The organism is Acinetobacter sp. RUH 2624 (assembly GCF_000162375.2).
GTDB classification, from domain to species: Bacteria; Pseudomonadota; Gammaproteobacteria; order Pseudomonadales; family Moraxellaceae; genus Acinetobacter; species Acinetobacter nosocomialis.
In genome coordinates this window covers 2,789,608-2,814,560 of sequence record NZ_KI391939.1, presented here as the reverse complement: position 1 = coordinate 2,814,560, position 24,953 = coordinate 2,789,608, and the positions used below count along the sequence as shown (strand labels likewise).

The following is a 24,953-nucleotide window of genomic DNA, read 5'->3' as shown; positions in this document are numbered from 1 at the left end:
ATCCTCAATATTGTCAAAACATACCGGATTTTAGCTATGAAAAAATGAAAAGTGCATAGGTGTTAGGCTAAGGTCTAATTTTTTAAATAAATGGCGGTATAAATTTATTTTATGAATTTTAATGTATTGATTTATTTAGTATTTAATAAATTTTAAAATAGCGCTTTAAATGATCAATTGATCAAATTAGAAGCGCTCACTTAAAGTTTGTTTAATTTTTTCCAAAGGATTTGGCGTTGTGTTTTCTTCGGCCGCTGGTTTTGGAATAGGTAATGAAATAATTACTTCTAAACCGCCTTGTTCACGGTTATGAATTTGAATTTCACCTTGATGAATGTCGACAATACGTTTAACAATTGCAAGGCCTAAACCACTGCCTTGAATGGTCCTAGCAGAGTTACCTCTTACAAATGGTTGCATTAATTCTTCAATCTGATCTTCTGGAATGCCTTCACCATGGTCGGCAACCGTAATTAAAATATGTTCATTTTCAACTTTTGCACTGAGTTCGATTGGCTCCGCACCATAACGTTTTGCGTTATTAATGAGGTTGGCAATCAGACGTTTTAAAGAAAGGCTACGTGCAGGAATAATCGGAACATCTTGCACCTCAAAACGAATATCAAGCGGTTTAAATTGAACAATTAATTCTTGCAATAATATATTGATATTGGTGTCTTTTAATTCTTCATCTGAACCATCCCGCATATACGAGATGAACTGATTCAAAATTGCATCCATATCATCTACATCATAGACCAAACCTTCACGTAGAAATTCATCAGGTAACATTTCAGCGGTTAAACGAATACGTGTAAGCGGGGTTCTTAAATCGTGTGAAATACCCGCTAGCATAATCCGTCTTTCACGCTCGGTCTGCTCAAGTGTATACACCATGCGGTTAAATGCTTGGTTTACCTGGCGAATTTCTAAAGGGCCATGGTTAGTATCTAAATATGGTGCTGTTCCAGACTTACTATATTCGTTGGCGGCATTTTGCAAACGACGTAATGGGCGGTTCATTTGACGAATCAAAATTAAAATAATGATGGCCGAAACTAATGGCACACCCACAACCCAACCAATTAATAGCTCAGGACTATAGTTTGCATAGGTTTTTAAAGGCTCACGAACCCAATTGCCATGCATTTCTGGTGTTTGAATCCAGATGCGTGGGCTAGGTTTAAACTGGAAGTAAACTGTAACGTCTTTTGCGCCGATTTCATTTGCAAGTTTTTGTTCAACTTGGTTGGTAAAAAACTCCGCAATGACTTTATCGCGAACGCTTGGATACTCTTTAGGGTCGGTTATATATTCAATGCCAACCCGATTACGCAACCAAGTATCAACATCAACTTCGGTATCACGATGAAAAATACGAATATTAGGGTTGTTCACTAGCTCGAGTTCAACAGCCAAATAACGGGCATGCTGTTGAATTTCGGGTAAATAGAGGGTTCGCCAAAAAAACCACAATGACATAAAGAGGCTAAAGAACACCACCAGCAGTACCAAAATTGTGGTACGCATGGCAGCAGAACGTGGCTTAATTTTGTCGAGAAAACGTTCCCATCTCGTCCGTTTACGCTCTGAATACGCAACGTAGTCGGTAAAGTTTTGCGGTGGTATTGGCTCTAAACTCACTCTAATTTATCTCAAGCTTATTCAGCACCATCTGGAACAAATACATAACCTACACCCCATACCGTTTGAATATAACGTGCGCGTGCTGGGTTATCTTCAATTAAACGACGTAGACGAGACACTTGAACATCAATTGAGCGCTCCATTGCACCCCATTCACGGCCACGAGCCAAGTTCATAAGTTTGTCGCGCGTTAACGGTTCACGTGGATGCTGTACCAATGCTTTCAATACGGCAAATTCACCCGTGGTCAAAGTAACGATTTGTCCTTCACGAGTAAGCGTACGTGTAGATAAATCTAAAGACCATGGACCAAAGCTAACCACTTCAACTTGTTGGCTTGGAGCACCCGGAACTTCACGAACCTGACGACGTAATACTGCGCGAATACGTGCTAAAAGCTCATTTGGGTTGAATGGTTTCGGTAAATAGTCATCTGCACCAGCTTCAAGACCAGCAATACGGTCAGAGTCGCTACCACGTGCAGTTAGCATAATAATAGGTGTATCAATGTTTGACTGACGTAAACGACGACAGATACTTAAACCATCTTCAACGGGCAACATAAAGTCGAGTACGATAAGTGAAAATAACTCACGTTGTAATAAACGATCCATTTGTGAGGCATCGTGGGCAGTTTTTACAACAAAGCCTTTATCTTCCAAAAAACGTTGCAAGAGGGTACGTAAACGCACATCGTCATCGACCACTAAAATGCGTTCGACACGATCCGTTTCGTTATGTACGGTTTCAGGATGTTCAGCAGGTACAACTAAACTCATGATGTACTCCCTTTTAAAGTCATAATTTATATATTATTGGATCGGTTAGGCTTATTGCCAACAAGCCCTCAGTATAATGCCGATGTTCTTGTTAAGACTATGTATCAATTTGCTCAAAATTACAATTTTCGTAGGGGCTTGAAACCAAAAAACAACATCTTATGCCCATAATTTAGCAAAGCCTTAAAGAAAAAACCAAGCATTCGGTCACTCGTTAAATTCTATTCGATTAAATTTTAATAAATAATTGTTTCAAATAGATTATTTTAAAAATCAACGCTGCTTTTTAAAGCTTATTTTCTAAGAGGTTGAGAACTGATTCAAATATTAAAGCTTAATAATCTATTTAGACAGATAAGAAAAACTATAATTTTGTTCATTCTGATACTGTATCAATATGTTCATTTTCTCGTAATTTATATTAAAAATTTCATTTTACTTAACGGATATCCTATAAATTTCAGATTTTTTAAAAAGTAAAATATGGGTTTGAAGACCAAAATGAATAGCTAAAACGTTTTTTATGAAGTAAAGAATGTGAAAAATTCACAGTCAATACAAAAAAACGTTTTGAATACGCAAACAAGTGTGGATTTTATAGTCTTGGTCTTTATAATCAGTGCTTTTAAACTTTATCCTTGTGGGATCAAACACGATGACTGACTTAGTTCAGCAGTTGGCAAGTGAGCTTGCCGTACGTCCAAACCAAGTAGAAGCTGCCATCCGCTTAATTGATGAAGGTGCCAGTGTTCCATTCATTGCCCGTTACCGTAAAGAAGTAACACAAGGTTTAGATGATACGCAGTTACGCCAATTAGATACTCGTTTAGCGTATTTACGTGATTTATATGAGCGCCGTGAAAAGGTCATTCAGTCATTGCAAGAACAGAATAAATTGAATGATGACTTGTTGGCGCGGGTGAATGCAGCCGAAACAAAAAATGCTTTAGAAGAAATTTATGCGCCGTACCGTCCTAAACGTACGAGCAAGTCTTTCAAGGCGAAAGAAGCGGGTCTGGGGCCAATTGCCGAAAAAATTATTTCAGAACAAATTGATCCGACAGAAGCATTAGCTGGTTTTAGTCATGAAGACTATCCGGACGTTGAAAGTCAGTTAGATGCAATCCAGCATATTTTGATTGATGATTGGGCACAAAATATTGCGCTGACTACAGAATTAAAAGCGACTTTTGCAAAAACAGCAGTGCTAAAAAGTACTGTTGCTTCTGAAGAAAAGAAAGAAGTGGGCAAAAAGTTCCGCGATTACTTTGAATTTTCTGAAGGCCTCAACAAATTACCTTCTCATCGTTTATTGGCAATGTTACGTGGTCGTCAAGAAAACGTACTTGGTTTAAAAGTAGATGGTGAAGATGATGCACCATTGGCACGTATTGAAACTGAATACAACCTAGATCAAGTTCAGCCACAAACTCGTCAAGATTTCTTAAAGCAAACTGCAAAATTATTCTGGTTAGGTAAAGTTCGTCCTCAAATCGAGCATTCATTACTGACAGAAAAACGTCTTGCTGCCGAAGCAGAAGCAATGCAGGTATTTGCTGAAAACCTTCGTCATTTATTGTTATCTGCACCAGCGGGTAGTCGTACGACTTTGGGTGTTGACCCTGGTATTCGTACTGGTGTGAAATTGGCTGTTGTAAGCGATGCTGGTGATGTACTTGCTCACAGCACGATTTACCCATTTGCGCCTAAAGAAGACAAAGAAGGCTCTATTGCTGAGCTTGCACGTCTATGCCGTGAATATAATGTCGAGCTTATTGCGATTGGTAACGGTACGGCGAGCCGTGAAACAGAAGCTGTAGTTGCAGAAATGATGGCTGCAAATACAGACCTTAAATTAACACGTGTGACTGTAAGCGAAGCAGGTGCATCTGTTTACTCTGCAAGTGAACTTGCTGCAGCAGAACTTCCAGAGCTTGATGTTTCAATTCGTGGCGCAGTATCTATTGCGCGCCGTTTACAAGACCCACTTGCTGAACTTGTGAAGATTGACCCGAAATCGATTGGTGTAGGTCAGTATCAACACGATGTAAATCAAACTGGTTTAGCAAAAACGCTTGATGCAGTGGTAGAAGACTGTGTGAACGCTGTTGGTGTTGATGTAAATACTGCTTCACCAGCAATCTTGGCTTACATTGCAGGTTTAAACAAAGCAATTGCTCAGCAAATCGTTGAATACCGTAAAGAGCATGGCCGTTTTGATAACCGTCAAGCGTTGAAAAGCGTACCACGTTTAGGCGAGCGTACTTTTGAACAAGCAGCTGGTTTCTTACGTATTCAAAATGGTTCTGAACCTTTAGATGCTTCTGCTGTTCACCCTGAAAGTTATGGTCTTGTCGAGAAAATTGTTGCAGCAAAAGCGACAACTGTTAAAGACATTATTGGTAATACTGAAATTATTCGTCAGGTGAAAGCAGAAGAGTTTGTTGATGACAAATTCGGTTTGCCGACTATTCAGGATGTTTTAGCAGAACTTGAAAAACCAGGACGTGACCCACGTCCAGAATTCCGCACAGCTAAATTCCGTGAAGACATTACTGAAGTTGCTCAGTTGACTGAAGGTATGCAGCTTGAAGGCGTTGTAACGAACGTGACGAATTTTGGTGCCTTTGTTGATATTGGCGTACACCAAGATGGTTTAGTTCATATTTCTGAATTAGCGAATGAATTCGTTTCTGATCCGCATAAAGTGGTAAAACCAGGTCAAATCGTACAAGTGCGTGTGATGCAAGTTGATGCTGAGCGTAACCGTGTGAACTTGAGTATGCGTGCAGAAGGTGCCGCGCCTGTTAAGGCACAGCGTCCACCGCGTCGTGAGCAAAATAACGAACAGCGTTCTGAGCGTAAGCCGCAAGGTAAGCGTCCTCAACAACCACGTAAAGATCAGGTTGAACGTCCACAACGTAGCAAACAAGAAAAACCACAAGAACAAAAAATTGGTGGTTTTGGTGCATTGTTACTACAAGCAGGAATTAAAGGTTCTAAATAAGAGCCTTTAGAACATCTAAAAAAACCTCCCAAACGGGAGGTTTTTTATTATTTTTAAAGTTTGCTTTAGAAATTGTGAAATTCGGTTTTTCAGAAATCGCAGTGGTAAAGATGAGGTGAATCTTAAGATCAACAAAAACGGTGTGAAATCTACAATCAACTATACAACGTTATAGCATAACTCAACTTTAACCCTTTCCCGATGTCAGACAATATCGATAGAGCCTTGAAGTAAGTTCCTCACTTTCAGGCAGTTACATTAAAAATTGATTGTTTTTTTATATTATAAATGGTTATTTTTATGCCGGCTTTAGAACTGAAAAATAGATTTCATTTAAACGATCTCCTTTCGGGAGTGGTCGTATTTCTCGTGGCCTTACCCTTATGTTTGGGTATTGCCTTAGCCTCAGGCGCTCCAATCATTTCTGGTATTATTGCCGGGATTGTTGGTGGAATTATTGTTGGCCTGCTGAGTGGTTCTCACATCAGTGTCTCTGGCCCAGCAGCAGGGTTGACTGCGGTCATCCTTGTACAACTCGATCAATTAGGCGGCAATTATGCCGCCTTTTTATTGTGTATTGTATTTGCAGGAATTTTACAAATTCTGTTTGGTGTATTTAAGTTAGGTTTTTTTGCCAACTTTATTCCAAACAATGTCATTTTAGGATTACTGGCTGCCATTGGTGCCATTCTTATTGTGACTCAGCTACCGTATTTATTTGGGTTGACTGATTTTTCATGGAAAGACGTTTGGACTGCTACACCAGATACGCTTATCCAAAAGTTTGACACTGGCGCGGCGTTGATTGGACTGCTGAGCTTATTTTTAATTTTAGCTTGGGACAGCAGCCCACTTAAAAAATTAGCACTACCTTCAGCTTTAATTGCTGTGGTCATTGCTGCAGTTTTAAATTTTGTTTTAATGAATATTGGTTCATCTTGGGCAGTCCAAACCAATAATTTGATTCAACTACCAAATATATTACAAGCACCAGAAGAGGTATTGGTTTTTCCAGACTTTAGCTATCTGGCTGAACCATTGATTTATACCGGAGCAATTACACTCGCGATCGTGGCGTCTTTAGAGACATTACTAAACTTAGAAGCCGCAGACAAACTTGACCCTCAAAAGCGTTCATCTCCACCTAATCGTGAACTGTGGGCGCAAGGTGCGGGGAATATTGTTTCAGGTTTAATTGGCGGAATGCCAGTGACTTCAGTCATTGTCCGTAGTTCTGTAAATGCCAATACAGGGGCGCGGAGTAAATATTCAACGATTATTCACGGCATATTATTGCTTCTAGCAGTTTTATTCTTTGTTCAACTCATGAACATGATTCCATTGTCTGCACTCGCAGCGATTTTAATTGTGACTGGTTTTAAACTGACTCATCCAAAATTATTTAAACAGCTTTATCAAAAAGGCTGGAAACAGTTTTTACCTTTCATTATCACTCTCGTTGCAATTTTACTGACAGACTTGTTAACCGGAATTTTGGTAGGTCTATTTACCAGTAGTGCATTTATTTTGTATGGCAACTTTAATAAAGGAGTTCGCGTATATAAAGAAAAGCATTTACATGGAATTGTGACGCGTATTGAGCTTCCATCACAGGTCACTTTTCTGAATCGTTCAGCGCTCATTTCTGCATTAGAGCATGTTCATAAAGATCAGCAGTTGATTATTGATGCCACTCAATGTGATTCGATTGATCCCGATATCTATCAGGTCATTCAAGACTATCAAAATGAGACGGCAGTTAAACGCCAAGTCGATCTTAAGCTTATTGGATTTAAGCAGCACTATGAAGAGGTGGATGATGCAGTTTTGGATATTTACATTAGTACGAGAGATCTACAGCGCAAATTAAGTCCGCAGCAGGTCGTTACTCTACTTAAAGAAGGTAATGAACGCTTTGTAAAAAATGAACGTTTACAACGTGATATTTACCGTCAAATTCGTGTCACCGCAGATGAAGGTCAGCACCCGATTGCGGCTGTTTTAGGATGTATGGACTCTCGGGCTCCAACTGAAATGATTTTTGACGTGGGTATTGGTGATCTATTTAGTTTAAGGATTGCCGGTAATATTGCAGGTCAAAAAGTACTTGGCTCACTTGAGTTTGCTTGTCAGGCAAAAGGTTCAAAAGTCATTTTAGTTTTAGGTCATACAGACTGTGGTGCAGTGACCAGTGCATGTCAGCTACGTTTACAGCAAAAGCAAGTTTCTGATGTCAAAGAGATGCCGCATATTCAATATGTGCTTGGCCCACTCATGCGTTCGGTAGAAAGTGTATATGACATTATGCAGCCACGTGAGTTAAACAAAGCTTTTATTAATCAGGTGACAGCAATGAATGTTCACTACAATATTCAATATATTATTAATAACAGCACAGTACTGAAAGATCTGCTAGATCGTGGTGAGATTGCAATTATTGGTGCGATTTATGATGTTAAAACAGGGCATGTTGAGTTTTTAGATGCTTAAAGAAGATTAATAAAAAAGCGCCTAATGAGAGGCGCTTTTTTATTTTTAAATAACCTTAATATGGCGGATTACCAATGCTCACCAGGGAAAAGACGTGCATAAGCTTTTTGTGCCCAATTTAGTTTCTCAGTCTTTTTACCTTTTGCTGCATCTGAACTTGGGAATAGACGGAAACCAATCGACATAAACATGTTGTTGATGCCAGGTGCTACCGAATACGTCATAGAAGCTAAACGGCCTAAGTTTGTGGCAATACGTTTCGGACGTTTCACAATCGCATAAGCAATTAAGTCCGCTGCTTGTTCAGGTGATAGAGTCGGTACATATTTATAAATTTTAGTTGGCGCAATCATAGGAGTACGCACTAAAGGCATATAAATTGAGGTGATTGCAATTTTATGTGCATGAACTTCGGCAGATAGACAACGGCTAAATGCATCAAGTGCAGCTTTAGAAGCGACATAAGCCGAGAAGCGTGTTGCGTTTGCCAATACACCAATCGAGCTAATATTAATAATTTGTCCGTCTTTACGTTGAATCATGTGCGGTAAAATATTAAGAACCAAACGCACAGCGCCAAAGTAGTTTAATTGCATGGTACGCTCAAAGTCGTGGAAACGGTCATAAGACTCATGAACAGCACGACGAATAGAACGACCAGCGTTATTAATTAAAATATCAATATGATCGACAGAAGCTAGAATCTCTTTAGAAACCTGATCAATCATTTCCATGTCGTTCAGATCACATGGGAAAATTGATGCCTGACCGCCACGGCTTTCAATATCTGCTTTGACTTCTTCTAATGTTTCTTGAGTACGGGCAACCAGTAAAACATGCGCACCAGCGTCAGCAAGTTTATTGGAAATCGTTAAACCGATTCCACTTGAGGCGCCTGTCACTAAAATGACTTTACCTTGTACCTTTTCCTGGAACAGAGCTTCTAATTTTTTATTCACAGCATTTTACCTAAGTAGGGGCAGGGGCTATTTATTCCGGTATGTAATTTTTATTTTTACAACCGTTGGTTCATCCTGATGAACTCCTAAATATTGCCCTATCTTAATAGATGTTTAAAAATTGTCTAGTGTGTAAATATATGAAATTTAACAATTTATTTAGAGTAAAAACTCTAAATTATTACCCTAATCCATTAATTATTTTCAATGGTTAAATGACTTAAAAAATAAAAAAGCCTCTATATTCCAGAGGCTTGATAGATGAGTTTAAAATTTATACAGATGAAAGTGCTTGTTCTAAATCGGCAATTAGGTCATCTACATGCTCAATACCAATAGATAGGCGAACCATATCTTCACTTACGCCGGCAGCTTTTAGTTCTTGTTCATTGAGCTGGCGGTGAGTTGTGGTTGCAGGGTGGCAAGCTAAACTTTTCGCATCGCCAATGTTCACAAGACGGGTAAATAACTGTAATGCATCAATGAAGCGAGTACCGCCTTCACGGCCATCCTGAACGCCAAAAGATAAAATTGCAGAAGGTTTGCCTTTTACATATTTTTGCGCAAGTTGGTGTTGTGGATGATCTTTTAAGCCTGCGTAATTGACCCATTTTACTTTCGGATGGTTTTGCAAATATTCCGCAATTTTCTGAGCATTTTCAGTATGACGTTCAATGCGTAAGTTTAGAGTTTCGAGACCCTGTAAAATTAAGAAAACACTGAGCGGGCTAATAGCTGCGCCTGTATTGCGTAATGGCACAACGCGAGCTCGTGCAATATAAGCTGCCTCACCTAATGCTTCGACATAGTTCACACCATGATAGCTTGGGTCGGGTGTATTCAAAACTTTAAAACGTTCTGGATATTTACCCCAAGGAAATTTACCGCTATCGACGATTGCACCGCCAATACTATTACCATGACCACCAATATATTTAGTAAGCGAATGGACAACGATATCAGCCCCATATTGAAATGGTTTTAATAAAGCAGGGGTGGCAACCGTGTTATCGACAACGACAGGTACACCATATTCATGGGCGATTTTTGAAATTGCTTCTAAATCGATGATATTGCCGAGCGGGTTACCAATTGACTCGACAAAAACAAGCTTAGTTTTATCGTCTATTAAGTTACGTAAGCTTTCGGGTTTTTGATAATCGAAAAAGCGAACTTCGATTCCCTGTTTTGGCAGCGTATGGGCAAATAAGTTGTATGTACCGCCATATAAAGTTGAGACTGAAGCAATATTGTCTCCCGCCTCAGTAATGGTTTGAATGGCATAGGTAATTGCTGCCATTCCGGATGCTAAAGCTAGAGCACCAATGCCACCTTCGAGAGCAGCAAGGCGTTGCTCAAGCACAGCAGTGGTCGGGTTCATAATACGGGTATAAATATTGCCTTGAACTTTTAAGTCGAAAAGGTCTGCACCGTGTTGGGTATTATCAAATGCATATGAAGTTGTTTGATAAATTGGAACAGCTACTGCTTTTGTTGTTGCTTCAGGTGTATAGCCTGCGTGAATGGCTAAGGTTTCGTCTCGGTATGTATTTGACATTGTTATCATCGAAGTGGTTAAAGAATAATCCAGATTTTTTAGCATACTCTTTATTCATGATTTAGATATTTTTATGTAAAGTTCAGCATTTTTAAGTATAAAAGAGCTTTTTTTATTTTTTTCGAATCACTCAATTAAATTTACATGAAGTTGAGAGAACGCCACAAAAACTTACTGGCGGTCTGCCGTCCGCAAGAACACTATAAAAGCACAAGTAATTCAATTCATGATAAAAAAGCTGGAGAAGTGAACTAATGAGTACTCAAAAAGTATCTGATATTATCATTGAGGTGCTGGAACAAGCAGGTGTTCAACGTTGCTACGGTATTGTGGGTGACACCTTAAACCATATCACTGACTCCATGTCTAAGAGTAAAATTGAATGGATTCATGTGCGCCACGAAGAGGTTGGTGGTTTTGCAGCAGGTACAGATGCTTTACTCAGTGGTCACTTGACGGCATGTGCAGGATCGTGTGGGCCAGGAAGCCTACACTTCATTAATGGTTTGTATGAATCGCATCGTAATCGTGCGCCAGTCATTTTGATTGCAAGCCAGATTTCTACCGAGATGGCAGGATTTGTCGACTTTCCACAATATGTCGATTTTAAATCAGTTTATGCAAAAAATTCGGTTTTTTGTGAAGAGATTACCCAACCTTCACAAGCCAGACATATTATGAGCATGGCGTGTCAGGCTGCGCTGACCAAACGTGGTGTCGCGGTGGTTATTGTTCCGGCCAATATCAGTGCAGCGTCGGCTGAGGCGGGTCTACCCTTTGTACCGCGCCAAACAAATCCCGATATTTTGCCGAATAAGTCCGAACTCAACCAGATTGTTCACCTGATTTCACAGCATCAAAGAATTGGAATTTATGCAGGTGCTGGGTGTGAGGATGCGCATGACCAACTAGTAGCTTTTGCAGAGAAGTTAAAAGCTCCTGTAGCACATACTTCACGTGCTAAGGATTTTGTCGAATACGACAATCCATACAATATGGGCATGACGGGTATTTTTGGTAATAAAGCGGGTTATCACACCCTCATGGATTGCGATTTGCTGATCTTGCTAGGTACCGATTTCGCATGGGCACAGTATTATCCAAGCCATGCCAAAATCTTGCAAATTGATATTGATCCGACCCATTTGGGGCGTCGCCATCCGATTACATTAGGTGCCGTGGGTAAAATTTCATCTACACTCGATGCATTATTGCCACTGCTTGAAACACGTCATGAGCGTGATTTTCTAGATCATTGTCTTGCGTTGAAACATGAGAGCGATGAAATACGACGTAAAGAAGAGCGGGTAGGTAAAGATGGGCTGATTCATCCACAATATCTGGTGTCTTTACTCAACCGTTATGCAGATCAAGATGCAATTTTCTTCGGAGATGGTGGCTCACCGATGGTATGGGTATTAAGGCATATTGATGTAAATGGAAAACGTCGAACCTTTACCAGTTTGTTACATGGCACTATGGCTAATGCCATGCCGCAGGCACTTGGAGCCCAAAAAGCATTCCCGAACCGCCAGATCATTGCATTATGTGGAGATGGTGGCTTAGCCATGTTACTGGGAGATCTGCTCACCACAATTCAAGAAAAACTGCCAATCAAGATTGTGGTATTTAATAATAGTTCGCTCAATTTTGTAGAGCTTGAACAAAAAGTGGAAGGTTTGCTCGACCATTATACTGACCTGCTCAATCCTGATTTCGGTCAGCTTGCTCGCGTAATTGGTTTGCATGGACAAACGATAACGCATGGTAACGGGTTAGAACAGGCAGTGGAAAGTTTTTTAAAACACGATGGTCCTGCTTTACTCGATGTGCATACCAATCCGATGGAGCTGGTAATGCCGCCAGATCCTAACCTGAATCAGGTTTCTTCAACCTCTCTCTATGCGATTAAAGCGTTAATGTCGGGTCGGGTAGATGATGTTAAAAATTTGTTAGTCAATAATTTTATTAAATAAATCTATGTAGAAGAGCTCATCTTCAAGCAGTGTAATAAGCGAAAAATGCATGATTCAAGATCATGCATTTTTTATATCAGGAAACAATTTTGACGTCATTTATCAGTTATAAAAAACGATTAAACTTAATCACGCCTTATTTTTTTGCTGCGTTCAGCATATAATAGCTACTATTTTTCGCTCATTGCGATCTGTTGGTTTTTCAATTGAGGAGTCCTGCGTGGCCCAATATATTTATACGATGAACCGAGTGTCTAAGATGGTTCCGCCAAAGCGCGAAATCTTAAAAGACATCTCTTTATCATTTTTCCCGGGTGCCAAAATTGGTGTGCTCGGTTTGAACGGTGCGGGTAAATCTACCTTGCTTCGTATTATGGCTGGCGTAGATAAAGATTTCTCTGGTGAAGCTCGTGCACAACCTGGAATTAAAATCGGCTATTTAGAGCAAGAACCGCCGCTTGATCCAACTAAAGACGTTCGTGGTAACGTTGAAGATGGCGTACGTGAAGCTCTAGATGCTTTAGAACGTCTTGATCAGGTATTTGCAGAATATGCAGACCCAGATGCAGATTTTGATGCGCTTGCAAAAGAGCAGGAAAAATTAGAATCAATTATCCATGCTTGGGATGCACACAACTTAAATAACCAGCTTGAAATCGCGGCAGATGCCTTGAATCTTCCAGCATGGGATGCAGACGTAAGTAAGCTTTCAGGTGGTGAACGCCGCCGTGTAGCACTTTGCCGTTTATTGCTCTCTAAACCAGATATGTTACTTCTTGACGAACCGACGAACCATTTGGATGCAGAGTCTGTATCGTGGTTAGAGCGTTTCTTAAAAGACTTCCCTGGTACAATTGTTGCGATTACGCATGACCGTTATTTCCTTGATAACGTTGCAGAGTGGATCTTAGAGCTTGACCGTGGGCATGGTATTCCTTACCAAGGTAACTATACTTCTTGGTTGGAGCAAAAAAATGCTCGTTTAGAACAAGAGCAGAAACAAGAAGAATCTTTTGCTAAAGCATTGAAAAAAGAACTTGAATGGGTTCGTCAAAATGCGAAAGGTCAGCAAAAGAAAAACAAAGCGCGTATGGAGCGTTTTGAAGAACTTAACTCACGCGAATTCCAACAGCGTAACGAGACCTCTGAAATCTATATTCCACCTGGTCCACGTTTAGGTAACAAGGTTGTTGAAGTAGAGAACATCAGTAAATCATTTGGTGACCGTTTACTTTACGAAAACTTGTCATTTACGGTACCACCAGCAGCGATTGTCGGTATTGTAGGTCCTAACGGTGCGGGTAAAACGACTTTATTCCGCATGATGACAGGCGAGCAAAAACCTGACACCGGTACTGTAACACTGGGTGATTCGGTTAAAGTTGCTTATGTTGGTCAGATTCGTGACACTTTAGATGATAACAAAACAGTTTGGGAAGAAGTTTCTGGCGGTTTAGATATCTTGAAAGTGGGCGATTATGAAATTGCATCACGTGCTTATATTGGTCGCTTTAACTTTAAAGGCCAAGATCAGCAAAAACGCGTAGGTGAATTGTCAGGTGGTGAGCGTAACCGTTTACAACTTGCAAAAATCTTACAGCAAGGTGCAAACGTTATCTTACTGGATGAGCCATCAAACGACTTGGACGTAGAAACTTTACGTGCACTGGAAGATGCAATTTTGGTATTCCCTGGTACGGTAATGGTTGTATCGCATGACCGTTGGTTCCTTGACCGTATTGCAACTCACATCTTGTCATTTGAAGATGAGCAACCAGAGTTCTATACAGGTAACTATACCGAGTTTGAAGCATATCGCCGTGCTAAGCTTGGTGATGATGCTCAACCACATCGTAAGAAATACAAAAAAATTGGTGGCTAATTACACCTAAATTGAAAAACCAGCCTAAGGGCTGGTTTTTTTATTAGAAGGCAAGTTTACTGAAAGCTTCTTGTAAGCAACGTTCAGCGTCGGGATGACCTTGACTTGCTGCTTTGTTTAACCACTTTTCAGCTTCAGTGTAGTTTTTATCTAAACCAAATTGACCATTTAAATAGCCAATACCAAGTTTAAAAGAAGCGTCAGCATTACCTCTTAAAGCTGCACGGAGGTAACACCACATCGCATTGCGGTCGTTTGGGGTAATATCTAGCCAATTTTGCATACGTTCATGATCTTGTACGGCTAACTCTTCAAAGCGTAAGCCTTGTTCAATTTCATCCTCAGCTTGTGAATGCATATCGGCTGGTAAGTTTTCAAAGGCAAACAAGTGATTAAGCCCATGCTTGATTGTTTTCATATCCATGATAGTCTCCCCTTGTTCCTCAATCTGATTGAATTGACTCACACTTTTAAGCTAGTCCCTTATATTGAAATCTTATGTTTTATTTTGTAAATGTGATATAGCGCATTTGGATGAAAAATGATGAGGTTTTAGCTTACATAAAAGTTACAGATGTTTTTACGCTTAGCGAAATTTATAGGTAAACAAAGACTCTCTTGAGTAAATTTAAAACTAGAACATAATTTTTTTTGAAATGCGAAGAATTCAATAAGAGTTATCAATATCAAACAAAAGAAATTTTTTTAAACAAAACCAGCTTTAAAGCTGGTTTTGTATTTAAGTAAAAAGTTTTTATTTATTAAAATCGCCTCTTAAATCAGACCAAATTAATAAAGGATAAATAGTTACTACATCAAAAGTCATCGCTAATGGATAGAGTACTTTGCGAGTAGCGCTTTTAAACGGGTGTTTCGTTGTTGTTTCAATTTTTTCTTGTAGTTCAACGGCATATGGTTTTTCTAATTTTTGCTGTATATCTTTTGGATTTTTAGCTTCATACAGTTGGCCTTTGAAAAAAATATTAATATATGGGTACTGATTTTTTTGTTGCTCAAGTACTGCATTAAAATTTTCTCTAAACCCCAATTTTTTTAACATATCTTTTTGTTTTTCGTTGAGATTTCCTAATTGGGTGTTATAGCGAACTTGGATTACACCATTGAAATGATTTGCATCTTCCATAGTGAGTATAAGAGGGGAAGGGATATTAAGTGTTCTGTCATTAGCAGGTATAGTTTTAATAATCTTTAAAAATTCAGAACTACCATCAGTCATTAAGTAATTATAGTCTTGACCAACAAAGACAATACCTTGTTTTTGGTCATCTTTAACGGCTTGCCCGAGTGCAATAATCTGATCAATTTTTAAAATATTTGTCTTAACTTCGGTTGTTTCGCTAGGAAGGGTATTGGACAACATTGTAGTTGCACAACCGCTTAAACCGAGGCAAGTTACTAATATAAAAGTAGTTAAAGTTTTATACATACATATTGCTCTAAAAAAATTCTTTTATGCAGAAAAATTTGGAAAATTTCTGAGTAAAAAAGTGAACCTATAATTCAATGTTTTGTAATTTTATTACATGGCGGGAGCCTGCTATAGTGGCTTTGTTCAACTTTTTAGTTTAATGGTGTGCTGTTGCCACGTTCTGCACTTTTCATGTCCGTCTTATTCTGTTTGCTTATATTCCAAAGTTTATGGAATGTGGCAGCGGCATTTTGCGCCCATGAAAATCAGGAAAAAGCATTACATCATTTTGGACATCATGCTGCTTTGAGTTATGAATCTTCACAGCATAGCCATACTGAAAAGACTGACGTCGCAGGGATTAGTCACAAAGCTCCTTTGAACTTGTCTGATCATCATGATCATTTACCTTCATGTTTTCATGTTGTGATTGTAGAAGCACAAGAAAAAATTGTTTCACCGTTAATACAGTCATCTGAGCCAAAACAACAATATTATTGGTCTAATTCTTATAAGTCTCCTCATATCTCTAAACAAGACCCGCCTCCTGTTTTAACCCTGCTATAGGTGGGGTAGCCGAAAAATAACCCACCAGAAATATTATTTATTTCATAGGGTTACTTTATGTCTATTTTTATATACGAAAAACGTTTCGTTAGTCTGAGCTCATCTTGGATACTTAAATCATTAGTTGTTGCAGTTGCGCTTTCAACTAGTGTTGTAACAACTGCGGCTAATTCAAATCAAAACCTTGCTGAAAATACTCAACCGCAACGTGTACAGAATGTTTTAACGTTTGAGCAAGTACTAGAGCAGGTTAAGCAATTTCAGACACAAACAGGAATTTGGCAAGCTCAACAAGATATCGCAGAGAGCAATATCAGACAGAGCCAGTTATGGGAAAATCCGACGGTTTCTGTACAGCAAACGGGTTTTAAATCTGGAAAAGATCAGGAACTAGAACTTGGTATATCGCAAAAACTAGATGTTTTTGGTGTACGTTCCGCAGCAAAAAAACTGGCAAGTGTCCAGCAAAATCAAGTTGAGTTAAATCAGGTTTTATATGAGGCTCAGCTAAAGCTTGCTGTCAAATATTTATGGTCACAAGTTTCGATTTTGGAACTTGAACATGAAGTTGCCAAAGCACAATTAAAAACGAGTAAGAACCTTTTAGATGCTACTCGTTTACGCTTTCAGGCCGGTAGTATTGCTCAGGTTGATTTAGACCGGACTTTAATGACGCATGTTGAAAACCAACGTTTATATCAGGAAGTTGAATTATCACTAAGTAGTGCCAAAAGAAAATTGGCGAACTTATGGGGTGAAACTGAAAATAACTTCACCTTACGTCCAGATATAAAAAGTGCGTGGCCTTTAAAAAATGAAGGTGACATCGATCAATACTTAAAACAGAATTTGTTAGAACAGTCCATGCGGCTTCAAGCCATCCAACAAAATTCTGAAATTAATTATTTAAGAGCAAAAAATCGTCCAACACCTACCGTAAATATGGGCGTGGTTCGTAGCAAAACCGCAGAAACGAGCAGTACCGAAAATCAGATTCGAGTAGGTATTGCGGTTCCCTTAAACATTTTTAATCGCCAGCAATATGCCCTGAAAATTGCCCAAAGCAAACTTGATTTAATTGCCCAGCAGCAAAGTTTTTATAAAAAGCAAAGCCTAGATTCTATTCGTACTCTACAGTACGAGTTGGCTGGTTTAAAGCAGCAATATAACTTGATGAATGAACAACAGATTCCTTTATCAGAGACGGTACAGGAGAAAATGTTGCTTGGCTTCAAAGTCGGTAAATTTGCAATTACTGATGTTCAGCAATCTACCCTGCAATTACAAGAACAACGTTTGAAAAAAGTTCAACTCCTTAAATCTGCTTGGCAAAAAGCAATTGAGGCTGAAAGTTTAGCTCTCGGGATCGATCCAAATATGGTGATGTCCGGAGATGCATTAAATCAAATTAATCAAAATTTATGGCAAGACACCTATAAGTTGCCAACAGTTGGAGGGGCAGAGTAATGTCAGTTAAAAAAATGAAAAACCAATGGATTATTGCTCTTTCGCTGCTGATTGCTTGTCTTGCTTTAAGTGCTTGGTTATTTTTCTCAGGGAAAAAGCAGTCTACTACTGAAAAAAGTGAAGAAGGGCATGCAGAAGGTGAAGCGGGTCATGGAGAGACTGAAAAAGAGGAAGGAAGTTTAAATCTCACTTCCAAGCAACTGGTTGAATATGGTGTGAAGTTAGAGCAAGTAGGGCGCGGAGAAGTTGAGCAGAATCTCTCATACCCTGCCAAACTTGTTGTAAATACAGACCAGCAAGCACATGTCTCTTCAACATTTTCTGCCCGAGTGGATAGTGTAAATGTTGCGCTGGGACAACAAGTTGAAAAGGGACAGGCGCTTGCGACTTTATTTGTACCAGATTTAGTCGATCAACAAGCTAACTTAAGCATGGCGCAAGAAGCGCTAACATTAGCTCAGCAAGATTATCAGCGTGAAAAACAATTGTGGGAGCAAGGTGTTTCAGCACGTCAAGATTATCAGCGTGCTTACAATGCTTATCGTCAAGCGCAAATTCAGGTACAAGCTGCAAATAGCCGTTTAAGTGCCTTGGGAGCGACTCGCTCAAGTAAAGGTCGATATGTTTTAACTGCACCTTTAAGCGGTGTAATCAGTAGTAAAGATATTGTTATTGGTGAGCAAATTGGCCCTGAAAAACAGTTATTTGTTATTGATCGCCTAGATCAGCTATGGGTTGAGTTTGTATTGCCAAGTACAAATACCAATATTCAGCCTAATCAGGAAATTGAATTTAAATCGCTGCAAACGAACAATATTTTTAAAGCACAGGTACAAAGTTTAACGTCCGAAGCGGATAGTCAAACTGGTCGTTTACAGGTTCGTGCTAAGGTGCTGACACCTTCAAAAGAATTACGCCCTAATTTAATGGTCAATGTATTACTCAAACAAAATAATGCAGCGACTGTATTACGAGTTAACAAGGCAGCGGTACAACAGATTGATGGAAAGAATGTAGTCTTTGTTGCAAAACAGGAGAAGGATAAAATTCATTTTGCTCCTGTTGCTGTAGAGTTAGGCAATTATTCTTCAGATGCACAATGGGTCGAAGTTAAATCCGGAATTACTGAAAAGCAGCAATATGTGACTCAAGGTAGTTTCTTGCTCAAGTCCGAACTTGAAAAAGGGGAGGCTGAGCATGGACATTAATAAACCTGATTTGCCAGCGGCTGAAGGTTTGTTTGATCGGATCATTCAGTTTTCAATTAATAATGCCATTTGGGTCATGATGTTTGTCATTGCTTGGATTGGTGTCGGAATTTATAGCTACCAGAAACTTTCAATTGATGCCGTGCCAGATATCACCAACGTACAGGTACAAATCAATAGTCAGGCTAATGGTTTTACAGCACCGGAAGTTGAGCAAAGGATTACTTATCCGATTGAAAATGCCATGTCTGGCATTCCAAATCTGGAACAGACTCGTTCAATATCCAGATATGGTCTTTCTCAGGTCACCATTATCTTTAAAGATGGCACTGATATTTATTGGGCAAGGCAACTCATTAATCAACGTTTACAAGAAGCTAAGAGCGCTTTACCCGATAGTATTGATCCGCAAATGTCTCCAATTTCAACTGGACTTGGTGAGATTTATCAATGGGTGGTAAAAGCGGAACCAAATGCTAAAAAAGCAGATGGTTCAGCCTATAGCGCAATGGATCTGCGTGAAATTCAAGACTGGATTATTCGTCCTCAGTTACAACGCGTACAAGGGGTAGCCGAGGTTAATAGCATTGGTGGATACAACAAAACCTATGTGGTTTCACCAGATCTGACGCGGTTACAGCAGTTGCAGATTCCCCTCACCGATTTACAAGATGCGCTTCAAAATAACAATGAAAACCGCGGTGCCGGATTTATTGAAGAGAATGGTCAGCAACTCACAGTTCGTGTTCCGGGTATGCTGACGTCGATACAAGATATCCAGAACGTTACGGTCGCCACGAAAAACGGTTTGCCTATACGTGTTGCTGATGTGGCCTCAGTATCGATTGGTCATGATTTGCGTACTGGTGGTGCTACCTATAATGGACAGGAAACTGTTTTAGGTATCGCCATGATGATGATGGGTGAAAACAGTAAAACCATTGCCAAAGCGATTGATCAAAAAGTTCAGGAAATCCAAAGATCACTCCCTCAGGGTGTGGTGATTGAAACAGTCTATGATCGTAGTAGCCTCGTAGATAAAGCAATTAAAACAGTAGCTAAAAATTTGATTGAAGGAGCGATTTTAGTCATCGTTATCCTGTTCATCTTTTTAGGAAACTTTCGTGCCGCTTTAATTACTGCTTGTATTATTCCATTGGCAATGCTTTTTACCTTAACGGGCATGGCAGAACAAAAAATCAGTGCCAACCTGATGAGTTTGGGAGCTTTAGACTTCGGGATCATTGTCGATGGAGCAGTTGTTATTGTTGAAAACTGTATTCGGCGTTTAGCTGAAGCGCAGCATTTAAAAGGTCGCTTACTAACACGTTCAGAACGCTTTACAGAGGTCTTTCTAGCCGCTAAACAAGCACGACGTCCATTAATATTTGGTCAGATCATCATTATGGTCGTGTACTTACCAATTTTTGCTTTAGCAGGCGTAGAAGCAAAAATGTTCCATCCTATGGCAATGACCGTCGTTTTAGCGTTATTGGGAGCAATTATTTTATCTGTGACCTTTGTGCCGGCAGCTGTTGCTTTGTTTGTTACGGGTGAGGTGAAGGAAAAAGAAAGCCGCTGGATGATGACCTTGAAAAAAGGTTATGCAGGCTTACTCGATAAGGCTTATGCCTTCCGATATGTTGTTGTCACAGCAGCGGTTAGCATCTTGATTTTGACAAGTGCAATTGCAACACGAGTGGGTAGTGAGTTCGCACCTCAGTTAAGTGAAGGTGATTTTGCACTGCAACTCATGCGTGCACCGAGCACTGGCATAGAAGAGTCGCTTAAGATTCAGGAGAATGTGGAAAAGCAGTTATTGAAAGCTTTTCCCGAAATTAAAGCCATTTTTGCAAGAACAGGAACAGCCGAGGTTGCTACAGATGTCATGCCTCCTAATATTTCCGATGGTATTGTTTTATTAAAACCACACGATCAATGGCCAAACCCTAAAGAAACGATAGATGAACTGCGTGCCAGAATGCTGCAGTTCGTGAACCAGATTCCTGGTAATAACAGTGAATTTTCACAACCGATTGAACTACGTTTTAATGAGCTTATTTCAGGTGTACGTAGTGATATTGGGGTGAAAATTTTTGGGGACGATATGCAGGTTCTCAATCAGGAAGCGGAAAAAATAGCTCAACAGCTACGTAGCATTCCGGGTGCCAGTGAAGTCAAAGTTGAACAGACTGACGGTTTGCCATTACTAAATGTAGATGTTGATCATGCATTGGCTGCCCAATACGGTCTATCAGTCAAATCTATTCAAGATATCGTGGCTGCCAGTATTGGAGGGCAGAGTGTAGGGCAAATTTTACAGGGAGATAGACGTTTCGATTTTGTGATTCGTTTGCAGGAAAACATGCGTACGCCTCAGCAGTTAGCTCAGTTACCGATTCGCTTACCAAATGGTGGTCTGATTCAGTTACAAGACGTCGCTAAGGTTGAGAATATTCTAGGCCTTGCTCAAGTAAGTCGTGAAAATGGTAAGCGCCGTGTCATTGTGACAGCAAATGTGCGTGACCGTGATCTTGGGTCTTTTGTACAAGAGATGCAAAGCAAACTGGCACAGCAAAAGCTACCTAGCGGTTACTGGTTAGGCTATGGAGGACAGTTTGAGAATCTTGCTTCTGCTACAGCAAGAATGCAAATCGTCGTGCCGATGGCGCTCATCATGATCTTTGTGTTGCTCATGGCTGTATTCAGCAATTTTAAAGACAGCTTACTGGTATTTAGTGGAGTTCCTTTCGCTTTATCTGGCGGATTAGTGGCTTTATGGTTGAGAGATATACCACTTTCGATGTCTGCTGGAGTCGGTTTTATCGCTTTATCGGGTGTTGCAGTATTAAATGGTTTGGTCATGCTCACGTTTATTAAAGAGCTGAGAACAACTTTAGATGTTCATGCGGCAACCTGGAAAGGAGCGGTATTACGATTACGTCCAGTATTAATGACAGCATTTGTTGCTTCACTTGGTTTTATTCCGATGGCTTTGGCAACAGGAACTGGAGCCGAAGTGCAACGACCTTTGGCAACGGTCGTAATCGGTGGCATTATTTCATCTACGATATTAACTTTGGTTTTATTACCGGTCATTTATCGATGGATGAATGAAAGCAAAGCGAAAAGCGCTGAGCATTCATAATGTCATCGTTTTGAGATATCTTTTTTGATGACAGCGTCAATTCAAAAAAGTGTTTGAAAGAGGTAAAGGTAGTGATGTTTCCATCGTTATCTTTACCTCACCATAAAGATAAATAATAAGGAGTCCGCAAAATGGGTGGACAACATGGTCATGATCATAGTCATGCTGTAGTGACTGAAGGTAATGCTAAGAAATTAATGATTGCTTTAGCACTAACTTCAACATTTTTAATTGTTGAGGTCGTTGCTGGATTAATTACACAAAGTTTGGCATTACTCTCCGACGCTGCGCATATGTTTACCGATGCCGCTGCTCTGGCAATTGCTCTGATTGCAATTCAGATTGCGAAGCGTCCAGCCGATAATAAACGTACTTTTGGTTATCAGCGCTTTGAAATTTTGGCTGCATTATTTAATGCGCTCATGCTTTTCGTAGTGGCAATTTATATTTTATATGAAGCTTATATTCGCTTCTCTAAGCCGCCTGAAATTCAAAGTGTGGGTATGCTCATTGTGGCAACCATTGGTTTAGTGATTAACCTTATCTCAATGAAAATCCTCATGTCGAGTGCCAATAACAGCTTAAACGTGAAAGGTGCTTATTTAGAGGTGTTGAGTGATGCACTAGGCTCGGTTGGCGTTATTATTGGTGCAGTTGTGATTTACTTCACCAACTGGTACTGGGTCGATACGATTATTGCGGTATTGATTGGTTTTTGGGTATTACCAAGAACTTGGGTTTTACTGAAACAAAGTATTAATATTTTGCTCGAAGGCGTACCTGAAGAAGTCGATATCGAAAAGTTACGTGCAGATTTATTGTCTTTAAATGGTGTTGAAAGTATTCACCAACTCAAGGTATGGGCGATTACTTCTAAAAACATTCATTTAACTGTGCACTTATTTGCGCCTGAAGCTGACCGTACTAAGCTCTATCAAGATGCTGTTGAAATGCTTTCTCATGAGCATGGTATTGGCGAAGTGACATTGCAAATTGAAGATGATGCCGAGATCAATTGTCAGCATATCGCTCAACATGCTTCACATGAACATGATGAGACTGATAAAGAACATTCACATCAGCACTAAGCTGATGTGAATAATTTTTTTAAATTTCCCATTCATGATTGCAGTCACGACATTTCCAATATTTTTGTGACTGCATAAATGCTTGCATAGACAATTTAAAGTCCGGCAAATCACGCCAGAACATAAAACCCGCCCCTAGAGTCACAACAAAAACAACGACCGTTGCAATTTGTAGAGAAGTGCCTGCACCATTGCCAAAAATCCACATAAAAATACTAATTACAACCAAGAGTAATAGTACAAAAATGGCAGGAACTAAAATCACTAAGCTCTTAGGCACAACAGGTTTGGCACTGTTAACACCTTGGCTTACTGGCATAATTTTAACACTTTGACATTGAGGGCAACGATATTGCATGACAGCTCCACATTAAATTTGAATCTATTCTAACGGAAATGCAAAGAAAGGAAAAAAATTGTAGGGCTTTTAAAAAGTGATATAAAAGTTAGATATAAAAATACTTTTTTGAAACAAGCATATATGAAAAAATGATGATTTATGCGTACACATAAAAGTTAAAATAGTACCGTAGAGCATGCTAATCTAGATAAAAACCAAGTGTGTTCAACACTGGAAATGAGCTGAAAAGCTGATTAATGGGATGCGAAAGAAATATAAAAAGGAGAGGGACTTGGGTCAAGAAGATGACAATAAGTCGGAGCCTATAACGACATCAACAGTTTCAGGGAACCCTGACCCTATAAAACTGTCATTCTCACGCCGTTTGCTGCATAAGACCTTGCAACATGCTCATGATGCCGTTGGGTTTGCTAGTGATACGACACGTAATCTTGCAGAGGTTGCAGATGCAGCCTTGGATGCTTTAGATCATGTAACAACTCATACAAAGCGTGGGGTCGTTGGCATGACCAATCTGGCAGCAGGAACTGTTAGAGATATGGTGTCTGAAACGAGTGAAACTGCGCGTCAGGTTGCCTTAATTATGGCTCGTACTTTTCTGGGGAAAAGTACGCTGAATTTATATTTGCCTGAGATGTTGTTAAACAGTCAAATTCGTAAACGTATAGATCGTTCAGAAATTGATGATATTAAAGTTCAATGTGGCAATGATCGGTTTCAGGTGGAAATCGATGGGCACTATCACCGTTTCCTATATCGGCTGAGTTTAGATTTTCGGGTATTGGAATGCCGTATTGGGCAAGAAAAATTCTTACGTTTACGTCAAATGGATGAAAGTCTGGATGTGCAAATACGTCATGGTGGAACATTGTCGAATTGGGCAGTCCGCCGTATTGGCCGAGTAGGTTTTGAAGTCATTAACATGTTGCCTATACCCTCACTGATTAATCATTTGATTCGTGATATTCCGGGTATTCAGCGTGATGGTCACCGTATGTGGTTTATTGACCTTGAACAGGCAGGGTTTATTGATTTTATTAACAACCGTTCATGGATGGTAGAAAAACTTTTAAGCTTGACAGACTTTAGTATTTTACCGGGACTCAATATTTTGAGGGAAAGCCGTGAACTTGTGCAGCAACTGGTAGATCAATTCGAAATAAAAGGACTACGGGTTCAATCAGGTCGTCTTGAAGTCCAAGTTGGAATTGCGAATTAAATTACATAAATGAGAAGCTGATTGATAATCAGCTTTTTTATTGCGTAGATAAGAAAAAAGCCACTGTCTTCATGCAGTGGCTTTTTAGAATTTGGCGTCCCTACGGGGATTCGAACCCCGGTTACCGCCGTGAAAGGGCGATGTCCTAGGCCTCTAGACGATAGGGAC

18 protein-coding genes and 1 tRNA gene are annotated in these 24,953 nt (G+C 39.7%); 10 read left to right on the top strand and 9 right to left on the bottom strand.

Translation table 11 applies throughout. From position 1 onward, the window contains the following. Nucleotides 1-30: 30 nt before the first annotated feature. From HMPREF0014_RS25610 to ompR, 3 genes are read right to left on the bottom strand one after another with little or no spacing between them, the layout of a single operon-like run. The gene (locus tag HMPREF0014_RS25610; protein ID WP_079377866.1) at nt 31-135 is read right to left on the bottom strand and encodes a hypothetical protein; all 105 of its coding nucleotides are present in this window, start codon (nt 133-135) and stop codon (nt 31-33) included. A 51-nt stretch (nt 136-186) separates the two neighbouring features. After that, on the bottom strand, nt 187-1,644 hold the full coding sequence (locus tag HMPREF0014_RS19830) for an ATP-binding protein (protein ID WP_002052250.1): 1,458 nt from the start codon (nt 1,642-1,644) through the stop codon (nt 187-189). Between the two features lie 17 nt (nt 1,645-1,661). Then, nucleotides 1,662-2,426 (bottom strand): two-component system response regulator OmpR, encoded by a 765-nt coding sequence (gene ompR / locus HMPREF0014_RS19825; protein ID WP_000060753.1) that lies wholly within the window; start codon nt 2,424-2,426, stop codon nt 1,662-1,664. Nucleotides 2,427-3,081: 655 nt separating this feature from the next. Between ompR and HMPREF0014_RS19820 the strand changes: the two genes are divergently transcribed. Together HMPREF0014_RS19820 and HMPREF0014_RS19815 are read left to right on the top strand one after the other, a co-directional pair. Continuing rightward, nucleotides 3,082-5,433, top strand: coding sequence for a Tex family protein (locus tag HMPREF0014_RS19820; protein ID WP_020992316.1), 2,352 nt, complete (start codon nt 3,082-3,084; stop codon nt 5,431-5,433). A gap of 300 nt (nt 5,434-5,733) precedes the next feature. Then, nucleotides 5,734-7,923 carry a SulP family inorganic anion transporter gene (locus tag HMPREF0014_RS19815; protein ID WP_020992315.1) on the top strand — a complete coding sequence of 730 codons (2,190 nt, stop codon included), beginning with the start codon at nt 5,734-5,736 and terminating at the stop codon, nt 7,921-7,923. 68 nt (nt 7,924-7,991) lie between these two features. On the opposite strand, the gene HMPREF0014_RS19810 is transcribed toward HMPREF0014_RS19815, so the two are convergent. Further along, nucleotides 7,992-8,882 (bottom strand): SDR family NAD(P)-dependent oxidoreductase, encoded by an 891-nt coding sequence (locus HMPREF0014_RS19810; protein ID WP_004711613.1) that lies wholly within the window; start codon nt 8,880-8,882, stop codon nt 7,992-7,994. Nucleotides 8,883-9,156: 274 nt separating this feature from the next. Further along, nucleotides 9,157-10,440 (bottom strand): aminotransferase class I/II-fold pyridoxal phosphate-dependent enzyme, encoded by a 1,284-nt coding sequence (locus HMPREF0014_RS19805; RefSeq protein WP_006581045.1) that lies wholly within the window; start codon nt 10,438-10,440, stop codon nt 9,157-9,159. A gap of 254 nt (nt 10,441-10,694) precedes the next feature. On the opposite strand from HMPREF0014_RS19805, the gene HMPREF0014_RS19800 reads away from it, so the two are divergent. Both HMPREF0014_RS19800 and ettA read left to right on the top strand, forming a co-directional pair. Then, entirely contained in the window at nt 10,695-12,416 is a 1,722-nt protein-coding gene (locus HMPREF0014_RS19800; protein ID WP_006581046.1) for a thiamine pyrophosphate-dependent enzyme, read from the top strand. Nucleotides 12,417-12,636: 220 nt separating this feature from the next. Next, the gene (ettA, locus tag HMPREF0014_RS19795) at nt 12,637-14,298 is read left to right on the top strand and encodes an energy-dependent translational throttle protein EttA (RefSeq protein WP_002052196.1); all 1,662 of its coding nucleotides are present in this window, start codon (nt 12,637-12,639) and stop codon (nt 14,296-14,298) included. A 43-nt stretch (nt 14,299-14,341) separates the two neighbouring features. Here ettA and HMPREF0014_RS19790 read toward each other — a convergent pair whose 3' ends face one another. Together HMPREF0014_RS19790 and HMPREF0014_RS19785 are read right to left on the bottom strand one after the other, a co-directional pair. Continuing rightward, a complete protein-coding gene (locus tag HMPREF0014_RS19790) occupies nt 14,342-14,722 on the bottom strand; it encodes an SEL1-like repeat protein (protein ID WP_004711619.1) in 381 nt (126 codons plus the stop codon). 330 nt (nt 14,723-15,052) lie between these two features. After that, nucleotides 15,053-15,745 (bottom strand): hypothetical protein, encoded by a 693-nt coding sequence (locus HMPREF0014_RS19785; RefSeq protein ID WP_006581048.1) that lies wholly within the window; start codon nt 15,743-15,745, stop codon nt 15,053-15,055. 153 nt (nt 15,746-15,898) lie between these two features. On the opposite strand from HMPREF0014_RS19785, the gene HMPREF0014_RS19780 reads away from it, so the two are divergent. The 5 genes from HMPREF0014_RS19780 (at nt 15,899) to HMPREF0014_RS19760 (ending at nt 23,205) form a co-directional block, all read left to right on the top strand. Next, nucleotides 15,899-16,294, top strand: coding sequence for a cation efflux protein, CzcI-like (locus HMPREF0014_RS19780; RefSeq protein ID WP_331422634.1), 396 nt, complete (start codon nt 15,899-15,901; stop codon nt 16,292-16,294). A 57-nt stretch (nt 16,295-16,351) separates the two neighbouring features. Next, a complete protein-coding gene (locus tag HMPREF0014_RS19775) occupies nt 16,352-17,761 on the top strand; it encodes a TolC family protein (RefSeq protein WP_006581050.1) in 1,410 nt (469 codons plus the stop codon). Then, complete coding sequence (locus tag HMPREF0014_RS19770) at nt 17,761-18,969, top strand: efflux RND transporter periplasmic adaptor subunit (RefSeq protein ID WP_006581051.1); 1,209 nt, start codon at nt 17,761-17,763, stop codon at nt 18,967-18,969. Before HMPREF0014_RS19775 ends, HMPREF0014_RS19770 begins: the two co-directional genes overlap by 1 nt. Then, nucleotides 18,959-22,117, top strand: a complete 3,159-nt coding sequence (locus HMPREF0014_RS19765) for a CusA/CzcA family heavy metal efflux RND transporter (protein WP_006581052.1) — start codon at nt 18,959-18,961, stop codon at nt 22,115-22,117. Before HMPREF0014_RS19770 ends, HMPREF0014_RS19765 begins: the two co-directional genes overlap by 11 nt. A 131-nt stretch (nt 22,118-22,248) precedes the next feature. Continuing rightward, nucleotides 22,249-23,205 carry a cation diffusion facilitator family transporter gene (locus HMPREF0014_RS19760; RefSeq protein ID WP_002051646.1) on the top strand — a complete coding sequence of 319 codons (957 nt, stop codon included), beginning with the start codon at nt 22,249-22,251 and terminating at the stop codon, nt 23,203-23,205. 19 nt (nt 23,206-23,224) lie between these two features. On the opposite strand, the gene HMPREF0014_RS19755 is transcribed toward HMPREF0014_RS19760, so the two are convergent. Continuing rightward, nucleotides 23,225-23,563, bottom strand: a complete 339-nt coding sequence (locus HMPREF0014_RS19755; protein WP_006581053.1) for a membrane protein — start codon at nt 23,561-23,563, stop codon at nt 23,225-23,227. Nucleotides 23,564-23,837: 274 nt separating this feature from the next. On the opposite strand from HMPREF0014_RS19755, the gene HMPREF0014_RS19750 reads away from it, so the two are divergent. Further along, complete coding sequence (locus tag HMPREF0014_RS19750; protein ID WP_002051758.1) at nt 23,838-24,785, top strand: hypothetical protein; 948 nt, start codon at nt 23,838-23,840, stop codon at nt 24,783-24,785. A 92-nt stretch (nt 24,786-24,877) separates the two neighbouring features. Here the strand turns inward: HMPREF0014_RS19750 and HMPREF0014_RS19745 are convergent. Continuing rightward, a tRNA-Glu gene (locus HMPREF0014_RS19745) sits at nt 24,878-24,953 on the bottom strand.

Coding starts and splice junctions, on each gene's coding strand:
- ompR (WP_000060753.1), bottom strand. CDS start 2,426: ATGAGTTTAGTTGTACCTGCTGAACATCCTGAAACCGTACATAACGAA.
- HMPREF0014_RS19820 (WP_020992316.1), top strand. CDS start 3,082: ATGACTGACTTAGTTCAGCAGTTGGCAAGTGAGCTTGCCGTACGTCCA.
- HMPREF0014_RS19815 (WP_020992315.1), top strand. CDS start 5,734: ATGCCGGCTTTAGAACTGAAAAATAGATTTCATTTAAACGATCTCCTT.
- HMPREF0014_RS19805 (WP_006581045.1), bottom strand. CDS start 10,440: ATGTCAAATACATACCGAGACGAAACCTTAGCCATTCACGCAGGCTAT.
- HMPREF0014_RS19800 (WP_006581046.1), top strand. CDS start 10,695: ATGAGTACTCAAAAAGTATCTGATATTATCATTGAGGTGCTGGAACAA.
- HMPREF0014_RS19790 (WP_004711619.1), bottom strand. CDS start 14,722: ATGGATATGAAAACAATCAAGCATGGGCTTAATCACTTGTTTGCCTTT.
- HMPREF0014_RS19785 (WP_006581048.1), bottom strand. CDS start 15,745: ATGTATAAAACTTTAACTACTTTTATATTAGTAACTTGCCTCGGTTTA.
- HMPREF0014_RS19775 (WP_006581050.1), top strand. CDS start 16,352: ATGTCTATTTTTATATACGAAAAACGTTTCGTTAGTCTGAGCTCATCT.
- HMPREF0014_RS19770 (WP_006581051.1), top strand. CDS start 17,761: ATGTCAGTTAAAAAAATGAAAAACCAATGGATTATTGCTCTTTCGCTG.
- HMPREF0014_RS19765 (WP_006581052.1), top strand. CDS start 18,959: ATGGACATTAATAAACCTGATTTGCCAGCGGCTGAAGGTTTGTTTGAT.
- HMPREF0014_RS19760 (WP_002051646.1), top strand. CDS start 22,249: ATGGGTGGACAACATGGTCATGATCATAGTCATGCTGTAGTGACTGAA.
- HMPREF0014_RS19755 (WP_006581053.1), bottom strand. CDS start 23,563: ATGCAATATCGTTGCCCTCAATGTCAAAGTGTTAAAATTATGCCAGTA.